The organism is Luteolibacter sp. Populi, assembly GCF_040801775.1.
Classification (GTDB): Bacteria; Verrucomicrobiota; Verrucomicrobiia; order Verrucomicrobiales; family Akkermansiaceae; genus Haloferula.
This window is the reverse complement of sequence record NZ_CP161812.1, coordinates 3,873,690-3,889,398: the sequence shown is the minus strand read 5'-3', so window position 1 is coordinate 3,889,398 and position 15,709 is coordinate 3,873,690. Positions and strand designations below refer to the sequence as shown.

General features: G+C 63.3%; 11 protein-coding genes. 6 read left to right on the top strand and 5 right to left on the bottom strand.

What is annotated here, in order from left to right:
- The first annotated feature begins 22 nt into the window (after nt 1-22).
- Nucleotides 23-5,776 carry an excinuclease ABC subunit UvrA gene (gene uvrA / locus ABWK72_RS15890; protein ID WP_367870552.1) on the top strand — a complete coding sequence of 1,918 codons (5,754 nt, stop codon included), beginning with the start codon at nt 23-25 and terminating at the stop codon, nt 5,774-5,776.
- A gap of 326 nt (nt 5,777-6,102) precedes the next feature.
- Here the strand turns inward: uvrA and ABWK72_RS15885 are convergent, their stop codons facing one another.
- Nucleotides 6,103-8,184: a hypothetical protein gene (locus ABWK72_RS15885; protein ID WP_367870551.1), complete on the bottom strand. Its 2,082-nt coding sequence runs from the start codon at nt 8,182-8,184 to the stop codon at nt 6,103-6,105.
- A gap of 220 nt (nt 8,185-8,404) precedes the next feature.
- Here ABWK72_RS15885 and ABWK72_RS15880 point away from each other — a divergent pair, with 220 nt between their 5' ends.
- The gene (locus ABWK72_RS15880; RefSeq protein ID WP_367870550.1) at nt 8,405-8,752 is read left to right on the top strand and encodes a VOC family protein; all 348 of its coding nucleotides are present in this window, start codon (nt 8,405-8,407) and stop codon (nt 8,750-8,752) included.
- Here ABWK72_RS15880 and ABWK72_RS15875 read toward each other — a convergent pair.
- Genes ABWK72_RS15875 through ABWK72_RS15860 form a run of 4 tightly spaced genes read right to left on the bottom strand, consistent with a single transcriptional unit; the run spans nt 8,727 to nt 12,376 of the window.
- Entirely contained in the window at nt 8,727-9,605 is an 879-nt protein-coding gene (locus ABWK72_RS15875) for an STM4011 family radical SAM protein (protein WP_367870549.1), read from the bottom strand. The two genes, ABWK72_RS15880 and ABWK72_RS15875, sit on opposite strands and share 26 nt — an antisense overlap.
- Before the next feature lies 1 nt (nt 9,606).
- Nucleotides 9,607-10,938: an STM4012 family radical SAM protein gene (locus ABWK72_RS15870; RefSeq protein WP_367870548.1), complete on the bottom strand. Its 1,332-nt coding sequence runs from the start codon at nt 10,936-10,938 to the stop codon at nt 9,607-9,609.
- Nucleotides 10,935-11,732, bottom strand: a complete 798-nt coding sequence (locus tag ABWK72_RS15865; RefSeq protein ID WP_367870547.1) for an STM4013/SEN3800 family hydrolase — start codon at nt 11,730-11,732, stop codon at nt 10,935-10,937. Before ABWK72_RS15865 ends, ABWK72_RS15870 begins: the two co-directional genes overlap by 4 nt.
- Nucleotides 11,733-11,734: 2 nt before the next feature.
- Nucleotides 11,735-12,376 (bottom strand): HAD family hydrolase, encoded by a 642-nt coding sequence (locus tag ABWK72_RS15860; RefSeq protein WP_367870546.1) that lies wholly within the window; start codon nt 12,374-12,376, stop codon nt 11,735-11,737.
- Between the two features lie 91 nt (nt 12,377-12,467).
- Between ABWK72_RS15860 and ABWK72_RS15855 the strand changes: the two genes are divergently transcribed.
- The 4 genes from ABWK72_RS15855 to ABWK72_RS15840 all read left to right on the top strand — a co-directional run bounded on the left by ABWK72_RS15855 (nt 12,468) and on the right by ABWK72_RS15840 (nt 15,502).
- Nucleotides 12,468-13,367: an STM4015 family protein gene (locus ABWK72_RS15855; RefSeq protein WP_367870545.1), complete on the top strand. Its 900-nt coding sequence runs from the start codon at nt 12,468-12,470 to the stop codon at nt 13,365-13,367.
- Entirely contained in the window at nt 13,364-14,539 is a 1,176-nt protein-coding gene (locus ABWK72_RS15850) for an STM4014 family protein (protein WP_367870544.1), read from the top strand. The genes ABWK72_RS15855 and ABWK72_RS15850 overlap by 4 nt, the downstream gene beginning before the upstream one ends.
- A gap of 515 nt (nt 14,540-15,054) precedes the next feature.
- Entirely contained in the window at nt 15,055-15,342 is a 288-nt protein-coding gene (locus tag ABWK72_RS15845) for a hypothetical protein (protein ID WP_367870543.1), read from the top strand.
- A 1-nt stretch (nt 15,343) separates the two neighbouring features.
- A complete protein-coding gene (locus ABWK72_RS15840; protein WP_367870542.1) occupies nt 15,344-15,502 on the top strand; it encodes a hypothetical protein in 159 nt (52 codons plus the stop codon).
- The last annotated feature ends 207 nt before the right edge of the window (nt 15,503-15,709 follow it).

Here is a 15,709-nt window from a genome sequence, read left to right as displayed (position 1 = left end):
GCTTCCTCTCTACTCTCCCGCCGTGCCCGCGAAAAAGTCGTCCCCGCCGCCCGCTGCACCCGCCGTGATCCGCATCCGCGGTGCCCGCCAGCACAACCTGAAGAGCCTCGATCTCGATATCCCGCTCGGCCAGCTCACCGTCGTTACCGGGCCTTCCGGCTCGGGAAAATCGTCTTTGGCGTTCCACACCCTTTATGCCGAGGGGCAGCGCCGCTATGTGGAGACCTTCTCGCCCTATGTCCGGCAGTTCTTCGACCGCATGGACAAGCCAGTGGTCGATCACATCGACGGCATCCCGCCCGCCATCGCGATCGAGCAGAAGAACAACATCCGCACCACCCGTTCCACGGTCGGGACGCTCACGGAGATCAACGATTACCTGAAGCTTCTCTATGGCCGCGCCGCGCGCGGTTATGATCCCGATACCGGGGAGGAGATCCGCCCCGATTCCCCGGAATCCACCGCCACCTGGGCCTTCGAGAATCTTCCCGGTGAGCAAGTGCTCGTCACCTTTCCGGTCGCGATCCCGAAGGATACCAAGAGCGAGGACCTCTTTCCCTTCCTCAAGCAGCAGGGCTATCTCCGCGTCCTGATCGGCAATGAGATCCACCGCACCGACGAGCCCTCAAAATCTCAAATTCCCAATCTGAAATCTCAGATTGCGGTGATCCAGGACCGCATTCCTCTCCTTGCGGAGAACCGCAGCCGTCTCCTCGAAGCGCTCGAGCACTCCTTCACCCTCGGCAAGGGCCACGTCTCGATCTTTTTCCCATCGAAGGGCAAAAGTCCGAAGTTCGACGTCCGCCTCTTCTCGTCCACCTGGACAAACCCGAATACCGGCAATTCCCTGCGGGCGCCTTCCGCCGCGCTTTTCTCCTTCAACAATCCGCTCGGCGCCTGCCCGAAGTGCCGCGGCTTCGGCCGGGTGATCGGCCTTGATCTCGACCGCGCGGTGCCCGATCCCTCGCTGTCGATCCGGCGCGGCGTGGTCAAGCCCTTCCAAGGCGAGCGCGGCGAGGAATGCCAGCGCGACCTGCTGCGCTGCTGCAAGGAGCGGAAGATCGACATCAATACGCCTTGGGAGGATCTCGATGAGGAGACCCGCGAATGGATCTACTACGGCGACAGTAATTCCCGCAATACCACCGGCGGTTCGACCGTGGACCTGGACTCGCTGGAAGAGCTCAAGCAGTCCGGCGGCTGGTACAGGGTGAAGGGCTTCTTCGACTGGCTGGAGACGAAGGCCTACAAGATGCACGTCCGCATCTTCCTGAGCCGTTACCGCTCTTACACCACCTGCACCACCTGTCGCGGTCGCCGTCTTCAACCGGAAGCCCTTTGCTACAAGATCCATGGCAAGACCCTGCCCGACCTCTGGAGCTTCGCCATCTCCGACCTCCGCGATTGGTTCTCCGATCACCGGTCCGAGATGACGAGCGCGAAGTTCCAGCATCCGAGCGGCGCGGCCGATGCCTCGTTGGATCTGATTCTCACCGAGATCACCTCCCGTCTCTTCTATCTCAATGAAGTCGGCCTCGGTTACCTGACCCTCGATCGCCCGGCGCGCACCCTGAGCGGCGGCGAGATCGAGCGGGTGAACCTCACCACTTGCCTCGGTGCGTCGCTGACCAATACGCTGTTTGTCCTCGATGAGCCCACCGTCGGACTCCATGCGCGGGATATCCACCGCCTCGTCGGCGTGATGCACGGCCTGCGCGACAAAGGGAATACGCTCGTCGTTGTCGAGCACGAGGAAGCCGTGATGCGCGCTGCCGACCAGCTCCTCGATATCGGCCCCGCCGCCGGCCAGCACGGCGGCAGCCTGGTCTTCCAAGGGCCTGTGAACGATGGCCGCGCGCTCGAATCGAAGAAGGGCAAGCCGGCTTTGGTTGGCACGCTTCCCTGGCTCAACGGCGAGCGCTCGATTCCGATCCCGAAGAACCGCCGCAAGCCGGGCGCGCGGAAGATCGAGATCCGCGGTGCCTCGCGCCACAATCTCAAGAAGCTCGATATCGAGCTTCCGCTCGGACTCTTCGCCTGCCTTACCGGCGTCTCCGGTTCCGGCAAATCGACCCTGGCTCACGACGTCATCTACGCGAACCTCGCCCGCAAGCTGCGCAAGGACGAATCGGACCTCGATCCCGCTCCGGTGAAAGAGCTACGGGGCACGCAGTACTTGAGCGATGTCCTGCTGGTCGATCAATCGCCGCTGGCCCGCACCCCGCGCTCGACGCCGGCGGTTCTGGTCGGTGCCTTCGACCCGATCCGCCAGCTCTTCGCCAATACGGACTATGCGAAGGCCGCAAACCTCAGCACCGGTTTCTTCTCTTTCAATTCCGGCGAGGGCCGCTGCGACCGCTGCGCCGGGGCCGGCAGCGAGAAGGTGGAGATGCAGTTCCTCTCCGACCTCCACGTCACCTGCCCGGATTGCAATGGTCGCCGCTATAAGCCCTCGACGCTCGACATCCACTATCTCGGCAAGTCGATCGCGGACATCCTCGACCTCTCGATCGAGGAAACGCTTGCCTTTTACGGAGAGAAGGAAGGCCTGCCGATCGCCCACGCCAAGCGCCACGAACAAATCTGCCGCCTGCTCGAACCCTTGGCCGAAGTCGGCCTCGGTTACCTCAAGCTCGGCCAGCCGCTGAACACGCTCTCCGGCGGCGAGTCGCAGCGCCTCAAGCTCTGCCAGTTGCTGGCGGAAGCGAATTCCAAGTCCCAGGGAGCGGCTGCGAAGCTTTCCAAGCTGCTGATCCTCGACGAGCCGACCACCGGCCTGCACTTCTCGGATATCGAACGCCTGTTAGGCGTGTTCCAGCGCCTCGTCGAAGCTGGTCAAAGCCTGCTGGTGATCGAGCACAACCTCGATGTCATCAAGTGCGCCGACTGGATCATCGATCTTGGCCCGGAGGCCGGGACGAAGGGTGGTCAGCTCGTCGGGGAGGGCACGCCCGAGCATATCGCCAGCCTCGGCACGGAGACCGCGCGCTTCCTGCAGCCCTACCTGATGGGTGCAGTAGCCCGCAATACCCGCCTCAGGGAGGAAGCGGTGATTCCACGGCTGATCCCGAAGCCCAGCAACATGATCTCCCTCCGCGGGGGCCGGGAGCACAACCTGAAGAACATCTCGATCGACATCCCGCGCGATCAATTCGTGGTCGTCTCGGGCCTGAGCGGCTCGGGCAAGTCGACGCTCGCCTTCGATATCCTCTTTGCGGAAGGCCAGCGCCGCTTCCTTGACTCGATGTCCGCCTACGCGCGGCAATTCGCCGAGCAATTGGAGAAACCTGAACTCGACTCGCTCTCCGGCTTGCCGCCCACGGTGGCGATCGAGCAACGTGTCTCGCAGGGCGGGATGAAATCGACGGTCGCGACCGTGACCGAAGTCTGGAACTTCGTGCGCCTCTTCTATGCGAAGCTCGGCACCCGCTACTGCCCGGATTGCAATATACCGGTGGAGAAGCAATCGGTCGCAGCGATCGAGAAGAGCATCCGCGATCTTCTCAAGAAGGGCCCGGTCTCGATCCTCGCGCCGGTCATCAAGAGCCGGAAGGGCTACCACACGGAAGTCGCCGAGTGGGCGCTGAAACAGGGATTTACGAGACTTCTAGTAGACAAGCAGTTCCGCAACGCGGAGGGGTTCACGCGGCTGGAGCGGTTCAAGGAGCACGATATCGACGTCGTGGTCTCTGAGATTTCAGATCTTAAATCCCAGATTCTCAAGGACCCGAAGAAAGGGGAATATTCCCTGGCTACCGCCGTTCCGCGCGCCCTCGATATCGGCAAGGGAACGCTGAAGCTTTTCACGCCGGACAAGAAATTCGTGCTGCTGTCCAGCGAGGCGAGCTGTCCGAGCTGCCACCGTTCCTTTGAGGAGCTCGACCCGCGCCTGTTCTCCTTTAACTCGCCACACGGCTGGTGCGAGGAGTGCCGCGGCCACGGCATGGTGCCGAAGCACCGGCACCACCTGGATACCTCACGCTACGAATCCGTGCTCGAGGCGGAGATGGATGAGGACCGCAAGATCGAGCGGATGGAGGATGAAGAACTTGTCGAATGCCCCGCTTGCCACGGGGCTCGTCTCAATCCCGAGGGCCGTGCCGTTCGTTTCCAAGGCGTCCCGCTCGCCGACCTGGCGCGGCTGCCGGTCGAGCATGCCTCGGATCATTTCGCGAAGATCAAGATCTCCGGCAACCGCGAAACCCTGATCGCCCGGGACATCCTGCCGGAGATCCGACAGCGGCTGTCCTTCTTGCAGGAGGTCGGGCTCGGCTATCTCCAGCTCGACCGCTCGGCGCGCACGCTCAGCGGCGGCGAAAGCCAACGCATCCGCCTGGCCGCGCAACTCGGCAGCAACTTGCGCGGTGTCTTGTATGTGCTGGATGAGCCGACCATCGGTCTTCACCCCCGCGACAACGCCGCCTTGCTAGAGACGCTGGTGGCGCTGCGCGACCGGGGCAACAGCCTGATCGTGGTCGAGCACGATGAAGACACCATTGCCCGCGCGGATCACCTGATCGACTTGGGCCCGGGAGCGGGGAGACTCGGCGGGCAGATCGTCTATCAGGGTCCGCCGCCGCAAGTGCCAAGTGAGAAGGATCAAGTGCCAAAGAAAGGCAAGAAGGCAGCCGTGACTTCGACCTTCGATCTGGAGGCATCGCCGACCTACCGCGCGCTCTCGCACCCGATCGTCCACCCGACGCGTGGCAGCCGTCGCAGCGTGCCGAAAAATCATCCGCTGCTGAAGGTGGAAGGCTGCCGTGCGAACAATCTCAAGTTCATCGATGTCGCCATTCCGCTGGGCCGCTTGACCGTGCTGACCGGAATTTCGGGATCCGGGAAATCCACGCTGATGCACTCCTGCGTGGCCGATGCGGCGCGGGCCAAGGCGGCGAACTCGAAGGCACCGAAGAATGCGGTTCGCAAGTGGCGCTCGGCATCGGGCTTCGAGAAACTGCAGTCCATCTACGAGGTGGACCAGTCGCCGATCGGCAAGACCTCGCGCTCTTGCCCGGCGACTTACGTCAAGGTCTTCGACGACATCCGCAAGCTCTTCGCGCAGCTCCCGGACTCCCGTGTGCGCGGCTACGAGGCCTCGCGCTTCTCCTTCAATACCGGCGATGGCCGCTGCGCGATCTGCGAAGGAAATGGCCGGGTGAAGCTGGAGATGGATTTCCTGCCCAGCACCTGGGTGCCCTGCGAGGCATGCAACGAAATGCGCTACGACCCCGCGACGCTCGAGGTACGCTTCCGCGAGAAGAACATCGGCGAGGTGCTGCGCATGACCATCGAGCAGGCGGCGGAGTTCTTCGAATCGCAGCCGCGGATCGCCGCGCCGCTGAAGCTCCTCGCGGATACCGGGCTCGGCTATCTCCAGCTCGGCCAGCCCTCGCCCACGCTCAGCGGTGGCGAGGCGCAGCGGATCAAGCTGGTCACCGAACTGACCAAGGGCCGGGTCTCCGCGAAGAATCTCAAGACCCTCAGCCGCTCGAACCTCTATCTGATCGAGGAGCCTACCGTGGGCCTGCACCTAGAAGACGTGAAGCGGCTCATCGACGTGCTGCATCGTCTGGTCGACGAGGGTCACACGGTGATCGTCATCGAGCACCACATGGCCGTGGCTGCGGAGGCCGATTGGATTCTCGATCTCGGCCCTGAGGCCGGGGATCAAGGCGGCACGATTATCGCGCAGGGCCCGCCGGAGACGGTGGCGAAGTCGAAGAAGTCGAGGACCGCGCCGTTCTTGGCGAGTGCGCTGCGGATTCACGCGAAATGACGCGGTTCTGACGCGTCAGCGCCTGGGAGCGCGGAGGCACTGTCCCGCAGAAGCGGGCTAGTCGACGCTACCGACGCTACATATCGCGGGCTGGTTGTGGAGGACACCGTGCTTGGCTGCCGATCCTCGCGTGCCCACGGCGGCGAGGGACCGTTCTGCGGGCCGGTGGCTCCGCGCTCCCAGGGGAAGAGCCGTCCGTGAAGCATCACGGAAATGTCGGTAAGGGGGAGCGCAGGCTGCCGCGGCTGTCGAATCCTGCATCAAAAAAAAGCCGCGGGAGGCCTGGGCCTCCCGCGGCGGATGGTGAATAGGGGAGCCAGCTGCGGTCAACCGTTAGACCGGTTCCTTCCGCGCTGCTGCTGCTGGGACTGCCGTTGGGGTGCGGATCGCGGCTGGGGTCTTGCCTGTTGACGTTGTGGTGCGGCCTGGCGTTGTGGTTGAGGCTTGGCCTGAGGTCTTGCTTGCTGACGTTGGGGTTGAACCTGACGCTGCGGTTGGGCCTGGCGTTGAGGCTGCGGCCTCGCCTGTTGGCGCTGCGGTTGGGCTTGGCGCTGAGGCTGCGGTCTTGCTTGTTGGCGCTGCGGTTGGGCTTGGCGCTGAGGCTGCGGCCTTACCTGTTGGCGCTGCGGTTGGACCTGGCGTTGCGGCTGTGGCCTTGCCTGTTGGCGCTGCGGTTGGACCTGGCGTTGCGGCTGCGGCCTTGCCTGTTGGCGCTGCGGTTGGACCTGACGCTGCGGCTGTGGCCTTGCCTGTTGGCGCTGCGGTTGGGCCTGGCGTTGCGGCTGTGGCCTTGCCTGTTGGCGCTGAGGCTGGGCCTGGCGCTGTGCTTGGCCTTCGCGCCCAGGGGCGACTTGGGGTGTGCGTTGCGGCGTCGCTTTGCCCGCGCCGGGTTGGACCCGATCGCGGTTCACTTGCGGGACGGCGCGGTTGGCGTTGCCACCGCGGCCACGGCCTTCGGCGAGGGCGTTGCGACCGGCATTGGGGCGTACCACCGCGTCGGGGCGGACTTGGGTACCGCGTGCTTGCGGACGACGTGGCGGAGCTTGGTTCTGCGCGAACTTCTCGGCTTGGCGGCCGACCACCGGCGAGCGGCGGAGCTGCTGGCGAACCACGTTCGTGCGGCCCTCCCCACGAGTGGCATTGTTATTGTCCGGACGAACCGCGGGCCGCCTTTCAAGCTGGCGGCGCTGTTGCGTGAAGTCCCGCATTTCCTGACGCTGTGCGACGATCTGCGCGCGGCGGTTCTGATCCAGCGGGCGGAAGCGTTCGCCACCCACCGGGTTTTTGGCAAAGCCGTTCAGCGAACTCGCGAAGAGCCGGCTGCGGCTACGGTCGTCGTTGCTAAAGCGGTCATTGCGGAAGTCGCGCATCGCCGCCCACGTGTGAAGCGGCCGTGCACCCTCGTTGTCGCGGAAGAAGTTGAAGCGATCGCGGAAGCGATTGTTCCAGCCGTGGTCGTGACGGTGGTTCCAGCGGTTGTGCGCCCAGATCGGGTCGTAGCAACCACGACGGCCATGCCACGCGTAAGACGGGTAGAAGCCGAGACCGCCGTAGCGGGGCGCGTAGTAGTCCCCGAAGTAGTAGTGGCCGGAGCGCGGGCGGATCCAGCAGTGGTTGTTGAAGACGCCCAAGCTCACCACGACACTAGGAGTGTAGTAGTAGCCGGGATCGCTCCACAACGGACGGCGGTAGTAGACCGGGGCGAAGAGCACCCCGCGATTCTCAATGGCGTAGTCCCAGTAGCCATCCACGTAGGAATAGCCGCGGGGCGACCAGCACCAGCGCGAGGGCACCCAGGTCCAGTCGGGGCGCAGGGGAGTATAATAGCCGGGGCTCCACACGTAGCGGGTCTCGGCGTAGCGCCAGTTGCCGGGGATCCAAGTCGAGTCTTCATCGGGCGCCTCGATATTCGGGCCGGCGTCCACCGACGCGGGCGGGGCTTCTTCGACGTAATCCACCTGGGTATTTTCCGAGTCCGCCCAGTAGCCGGAGGTCCATTGCCAACGGCCGTCATTCAGATCGCTCCAATAGCCAGGGACCCACTGTCGGCCGGGCGGGATGTTCCGCCACACGCCGCTGATCCAGAGGAAATCGGTGGTATCATCATCCCATGCCCAATAGCCCGAGATCCAAGTGACGTTGTCGCCTTCAAGCTGTTGCTCGGGCGGCAGCTCTTCGATCGGCGAGGGCACGGCTTTGGTGACGATGAAGCCGGGCTCCGGCCGCTCGCTCACTGCCTCGGCAAAGGCCTCGTGCACCGGACCGCGGGTGAGGATCTGCATGTCCTCCTCCTTCGGCTGGACGGCCTCAGTCTCAAGCGCATGAGCGGTCGTGAAGGGATGAAAGTTGGGACTCGCAGCGGCAAGCACGGCCGCCACCCCAAGTATGGAGAAGTATTTGGTTTTCATTTCGGTTCCTCCTTGGTTCAGAAAGTGTCGATATCCGGGAGACGCACCCCGCGGGTGATTTATTCAATCGCATGTTTGCTGCCAAACTCGCCTCTTGCCATGGGTGGCTGAGGCTCAAAGGGATCGCGCTTTCGGCGAAAGTTGATTTGAAACAGCTCACCCAGCCGTCTTGCACGGAAGCTCATTGCTCCTTGCACGACATTCGTCCCAAACTGCTGCCATGCAGGTCGAAAAAGTGAAGTACGTGCTCTGGGCCGCCGACTACCAGCGCTGCCTCCGTTTTTACGAGGCCCTCTTCGGCGGAAAGATCAGCTTCCAGTCCGAAGTTTGGAGCGAAATCGTCATCGCCGGGGCGACCATCGGAGTTCACGGCGGCGGCGAAGGGAAGCGCACCTGGACCGGTCTTTCCTTCCAGCTCGACGACCTCCGCGAAGGAATCGCGCGGCTCGCCGATTGCGGTGGCATGCTGGCCAGCGAACCCAACGATACCCCGGAAGATCCGCTTCACCTCGCGATGTGCATCGACCCCGAGGGCAATGAATTCATGATGACCCAGCGGCGCGGCTGAAGCCATCGGGAATGCGCTCGAGCAATCCATCGCCGAAGACCTGCTGCAACCCCAATTCCTCCAGATGGACGTAGCCGAGATGACAACCGCAGATCACCTTGGAACAAGGCCGCGGGGCCAAGCGTGATGGGAAGTCCGGATCGTGGATATTCCCGATGGGCGTCTCTATAAAATGACAGCGCCGGGCGACGCCGTCCCCATCCACGGTGAAGCTGGTGTGGCCAGCGCTACAGGCTTTGCCCCGGCTGGCATGCTGCCGCAGATTGATCGGGAACAGCGGGTCGATGGCGGAGAGAAAATCGATGTGCTCCTGGCCGTAGTATCGCGGCTTCCCTTTCAGGGCGTTGACCCAGAGATAGGTATCCTCGGGCAGCAGCGAGCGCAGTTCTTCAATCACCGGCAAGTGTTCCTTCACCCCGACCGCTCCCACGCTATGACGGATGCCGAGAGCCCGGAGGCGGTGGATCTTCGCCGCGAATTTGGCGGCGCTCGTTTCGGTCGGATGAAAGGTGCACCACAGCGCGACCGTCCCGCGTTCCGCCGCGCCTAGCCAATCGAGCTGGCACGCCAGGTTGGTCTGGATGGCCACGCGCCGCACGTGGGGCATCTCGCCGAGCCGCAGCAGGGCTTCACGATAGGCCCGGTGAATCAGGGCCTCGCCCCAGGGAGTGAAGAGCACACCGAACTCGCGCGGAGCCTGCGCCTCCACCCATTCCACGAAGCGACCCAGCTTCAGCACATCCTCGCGGAGTTCGGCCGGCGTGTTGCGTTTCTTCGCGAAGGGACAGTAGCGGCAGCCGTAGTTGCAGCTGGAGAGCGGCCCGCGGTACAGGATGTTCCAGCGCGCGTTCATTTCATGCGAGTTCGTATTCCGCCATCCGTGCTTCCACCTCGGCGGAGTAGAGCCAAGGCCCGATGGTATCCGCGCGTTCCATTCCGGCCAAGGTGAGGCGCAGCTTGCCGTGCCCGCGGACTACGAGCCCGGAATCTAACAAATCGCCAAGCTCCGGGAAATCCTCGCTCCAGGTCTGGCCGCACCAGGCCGCATAGTCGGCCTCGTCCAAGCCATCCGCCCGCAGCAGCGACTTGAGAATGTAGCGCCGCTTCTGCTCCGCCGCGGTGAGCTCGTAGCCATACCACGCGAAGGAATGGTGATCCGCGGGCCGCGCCACGAAATCGTCGAGGATCGCCTGAATCCCCACGCGACCTACGGCGTATTCCGTACAATAGTGAACCTTGCTCGTATAGGAGCGGGCACCGGCCCCGAGCCCCACCATGCCATCCTCCTGGCAGCAGTATGAGGCACCGCCGTCCCCCTCGTTGGGGCAGCTTTCGTGGCGGAAGAGCCGCAGCGAAATCTGCCGGTAGCCCCGCTTCAGAAGGAAATCCCGCCCCGCGCGGAAAAGCTGCAGGCGGATGTCAGAGGGATCGCGGCCCTTCCGCCCCAGGCCGGTCAGCGGACGGACGTAGAGCGGATAGAGAAACAGCTCTTGCGGCCCGTACTCCAGCGCCGCTGCCAGCGAGCAAAGCCAACTTGCCACCGTCTGCCCATCCATCCCGTAGATCAGATCAATATTCATCACCGGGAAGCCCGCCTTCGCCAGCCGGTCCAGCGCGGCATGCAGCACCGCCGGCTTCTGCGGCCGGCCGAGCGTGCGCGTCTCGCTCTCGATGAAGCTCTGCACGCCGATGCTCGCCCGCGTCACCCCTTCCTCGCGCAGTTGCGCCAGCTTCTCCGTCTCCGCCGTTGCAGGCGAAAGTTCGCAGGAAAGCGGGATGCCCTTCTCCAGACCCGCATGCCGCCGCAGGATCGAGAAGACCCGCGCCATCTCGGCCGTTGTTAGAAAGGTCGGCGTTCCTCCGCCGATCGCCGCCCGCGCATGACGGTGCGCTCCGAGCGCCTCTCCCACCGCCTCCGCCTGCCGCTCGACGGCATCGAGATATCGGCCGACCCGTCCCTCCTGTGGGTTGACCGTGGTGAAGAGATTGCAGAAGCCGCAGCGCATCTCGCAGAAGGGCAGGTGCAGGTAGAGGAAGAGCGATTGCTTGTCCTCGCCCGCCCACAGCTCGCGCAAGGGATGGGGCTTATCAAAATGCCGGTAGGCCGTCTTGTGGGGATACGCGTAGGTGTAACCTTGGAAGGGATCTTCCAGCAGGCGCTCGCGCAGGGTGGGAACGGCAGTCATGGGCTCGCGATGATTGTGGCTGCGTAGGGCACCGTGTAAACCGCCGGATGTCCGATCCGGTGGCCCGTGAAGCCGTCCTCTCCATACAGCGTGCCGTGATCGGAGAAGGCCAGCAGGTGAGCGGGCGCGCGCCTTTTTTGCAAGGCCTCCGTCAGTGTCGGCAGGCAGGCATCGACATGCCGCAGCGCCGCGGCATGCGTCTGCAGATCGTCGTCCTTCTTTTCCGGCAGATAGTGCCGGTTCGGCCGGTGGATCGCGCTGAGGTTGATGAAAAGGAAGACCCGCTCGTCGCGGGGAATCTCCGTCAGCCGTCGCGCCGCCAGCTCGAATTGCCGCTCCGCGGAGTCGTGCGAAGTCACGCCGGTTTCCCGCGACCAATGGCTCTCTTGGAAGTAGCCCGGCAGCACCCGGCTGAGCGGTGTCTTCTTGTTGAAAAATCCCACCCCACCGATGCACAGCGTGTGATAGCCCGCGCCCGCCAGCCCGGACACGATGTCGGGGCCCTTGAAGACCGCGGTGTCCGGCCCCGCGCTCTTGCTGCCGCCGAAACGGGTCGCGAACAGCCGCTCTTGATCGGCAGCCGGGTCCGCCGGCGTCGGCAGGAAGCCTGCGAAGAATGCCTGATGCGCGGGGTAGGTGAAGCTCGCGGGCGAATGCCGCTTCTCCCAGCCACCGGGGAAGAGCCGCGCGAAATTCGCAGTCTCTCCCGCGTTCATCCGCTCGGCCGCCACATCGTAGCGCAGCGAATCCAGCACGATCCAGACGAGATCGTGGCTGCCGACGATGTTGTTCATGTTCATCTGCGTACTTCGATTTCGAGAAAGCGCATCACCTCGCGCAGCGGGTGGATGACAGGTTCCGCGTTTTCGGAAGCGCGGCCAGGTCGGATCAGTTGGCAGCATTGCATGCCTGCCGCTTGTGCCCCGCGGATGTCGCGCTCCAGATTGTCGCCGATGAACAGGATCTCCCCTGCCGGTAATCCGAGACAATCGGCGAGAGCTTCAAAGCATCGCCGATCAGGCTTGGCCACTCCCAAAGTGCCGGAGAAGAGAAGGCGCTCTCTCCCGAAGAAAGGAGCAGCACCACAGGCCCGCAATTTCGCCATCTGGAAAGCGGCGCTGCCGTTGCTCAGCAGTGCGAGCGGAATACCGCGTGCCTTCAGAAGTTCGAGCGTTTCCAGAACCGCGGGATCCGGCATGATATGACGCGGCAGATCGTGTCGAAATCGTTTCCCGACCTCCCGCGCCTCGCCACCCGTCGCAGGAAATCGCTCCGCGAGCCAAGCATGGAAGTCCCGTCGCGGCGCATGTCCATCCCCGTCGTGTTCAAGGACTTCGTTGATCTCCGCGTCATCCAATGGTGCGCCCCGCCAGTGCTCTAACACGCGCTGCAGCGCCGTCCGCCGGTCGAACAAGGTATCATCCAGATCGAACGCCACCGCCTTTGCCGGCCGGGTTATGGGAGAAAAGATTGCCACCGTGCGGGGGAAGAGCTAGCAGCATCGCTCAAAGCTCACACGAACTTTCCCGATGATCGAGGACCACATGACCCAATGGTTCGGCCTGCCGGTCGAAGAATACGCGCCGGGTGCCGGCTACGACAAGGTGGTCCACCGCTTGGGCTTCACCTACGACGACGAATCGTTCACGCCGCAGGTGCTTGCCGACTATCTGGATGACCCGCGCGCGGCCTCGCTGGTGGCGATCATTCTCGGCGCGCCCGGCGAGAGCGGTGAGACCTTCGACGAAGTCATCAAGATCCTCGTCGAGCGTGCGCCGAAGCTCGGCAACCTGCGCGGGATCTTCCTCGGAGATGTCACGCAGGAGGAGTGCGAGATCTCGTGGATCGAGCAGGGCGATGTCGGCCTCATCCTGGCCGCCTATCCGAAGCTGGAGGAGTTCCGCGTGCGCGGCGGTTCTTCACTGGTTCTCACTCCCTGCGCGCATCCCGCCCTCAAGCGCCTCTACATCGAAACGGGCGGCTTGCCATCCGCGGTTCTGCACGGCATCGCCGCCTGCAGCTTTCCGGAACTCGAACATCTTGAACTTTGGCTTGGTGACAGCAACTACGGTTGGGACGGCACGATTGCCGATGTGAAGCCCTTGTTAGGGCTCGGCCTCTTCCCGAAGCTGAAATCGCTCGCGCTGAAGAACAGCGAGATCCAGGACGACATCGCCGAGGCCATGGCCAGCGCCGCGATCGTCGGCCAGTTGGAGTATCTGGACATGTCCGATGGCACCATGAGCGACGTAGGCGCGGAGCATCTCCTCGCCAGCGAATCGATTCGCGGCCTCTCCGGCTTGGACCTCCACCGCAATTACCTCACGGACGCCACGATCCCGCGTCTCAAGGAACTTTGCTACCGCGTCGATGTCAGCGCGCAGGAAACGGGAGATGAGGACGACCGCTACGTCGCTGTCGGCGAATGAGCACTGGCAGGGCTGCCGACCGCTTCGCCCTGATCGCGAATCCCGGTAGTGCCCGTGCTCTCGGCTTTGCTGCCGCGTGTCATTCCCACGGCTTTCCGGAGCCCGTTCTTGTTCCGTGGGAGGAAGTGCTGTCGCCGGGCTTCGATCCGCGGAAGCGGCTTGCCGGTGCCACGGCACTCCGGCTCGAAACCCCCGCCGGCCATCCCCAGGTCGAGCGCTTGATCCTTGCCCGCGGAGCCCGCCCGCCGTTGGCCCATCACCACTACCACGAGCCGCATCGCACCTACCTTTCCCCAGAGGAATGCCTCGCGCTCCCCGATGACGCGGGCGAACTCCGTTGCCAGCACCAGTGGTACCACGGCTTTCATGGCATTCAGGAGGAGATCTCCGCTTGGACCCGCGAGCTCGGGCTTCGCGTGATGAACGATCCCGCCGATATCGCGAAGCTCTTCGACAAGCTTCAGACGCGCGAGATCCTCGAAGCGTCGGATGTGCCGCTGGCCCCGGGAGCTTGGCATTGCATGGGCTTCGAGCACCTCCGCGTGAAGATGGATGCTTACCGTTGGGATCGCGTCTTCCTCAAGCCGCGTCATGGTTCTTCCGCTGCGGGGGTGATGGCGATTTCGCGCACTTCAGGCAATCGCTGGCAGGCCGTGACCTCGGCCCGGCTCGAAATTTCGGGTGGTGTGCAGCGGATCTGGAATTCCAAGCGCCCCCTGCGCCTCTCCAGCCTCGATGACATCCGCGCCACCGTGAACGCGGTCTGCCAGCAGAACGCCACCCTCGAACGCTGGTTTCCAAAGGCGACCTTGGACGGCAGGCCCTTCGACCTCCGGATCGTGGTAATCGCCGGACAAGCCGCTCACATCGCCGTGCGCACCAGTTCCTCCCCGATCACGAATCTCCATCTCCGCAATCAGCGCGGCGATCTCCAGCAAGTGATCGCCAAGCTCGGTCCCACCGCTTGGGCCCAGGCGCTCGCCACTGCGGAAGCCGCCGCCGCATGCTTCCCCAGCTGCCACTACTGCGGCGTGGACCTCATGATCGGTGCCCGCAGCCACCGCAGCGTCGTCGCGGAGGTCAATGCCTTCGGCGATCACCTGCACCGTGAGCAGTGGCAGGACATGGACCCCTGGGAAGCCGAACTCGCACTCTGGGCATCTGCCGGATAGTCCCCCATCCCAAGAAGGGACATATTTAGGAATGCTTGAAGATGGTAAATCTTACGTAGGGGCGCAGCCCTTTCTGGAGTCGGCCATCGAGGGGAAAGCGCGGAGGCGCTGGAGGCGGTGAAGCGGGTTTGGGGGGAGAGAGATGCGAGGGGGGGCTAAAATTTGTGTTGCATTTGAACGGAATCCGTTCATCGTTGCTTCGTTCCCCGCGATCGACTCAGGCGAAAAGCCGACAAGATTTCGGAGAACAAACGGTGTCCCGGTGTAAGCCCCATAGACGCAGATGAAATGGACAACAACTGCACTGTGATTCCTCCCCCATCAAAAAACCGAACTGTACGGCAGGTGCCGAGCGCAGTTCAAGGCGACAAAATACTCAATCACCTAAACTCTCACATCGCTTTCTGCAGTGCGATCGGAGCTAGGCAACTACGTGATGCAATGAAACAGATCATTGATCCCCAGGTTGTCCCTGCTTCCGGTCTTCCGGACGTCACGTTCGGAAAGATCGAAACATGGGCAAGAAACTGAGCGACTACGAAGCAAAATACGAGATTGTGAAGGTCACCTTGGCAAAGATGCCGGTGGTGACGAAGACGGGTAGCCTGCACCTCGCGGGCTACACGATAGCGGTCCCAGTGATGTGCTGGGCCAAGGCCCCGCCGTGGATCATTGTCATGTTCACGGGCGTGTGGCTCGTGAAAGCTTTGATCATCTATTATGATGTCAGGAAAATCGGCACCCGCGCAAGAGCGCGAGACCGTCCGCGTGAACCTCGAGGTTCCGCCGGAGGTTCGGGATAATATGAAGGCTCTTCAAAAGAAGAGCAAAGCGGCCTCGCTTGCCGAGGTCTTCAAGCGAGCGTTGGCCCTCTATGAGATGGTCATCGATCACACGAAGGCCGGAGGGAAAATCGTGTTCGAGTCGAAGGACGGAGAGCGCGAGGTTCTGAAGCTGCTTTGATTTTTGGCGGGCCGTCCTATGAGGGCGGCCCGCTTCAATGCTGCCAATCGCGGGACTGAGGGTTGGACTTGGTGTGAAGCCATGTTCTATATCAGGGATGGATTCTGCGAAGCTGCTGGGGGTGGTTTATGGCGCTCGTGAAGGCCGAGGCGTCGCTGGCCCTGTGAAAGGGGGCGGGTGTTTCCGGATTGCGCGCCTGAGGCTCGA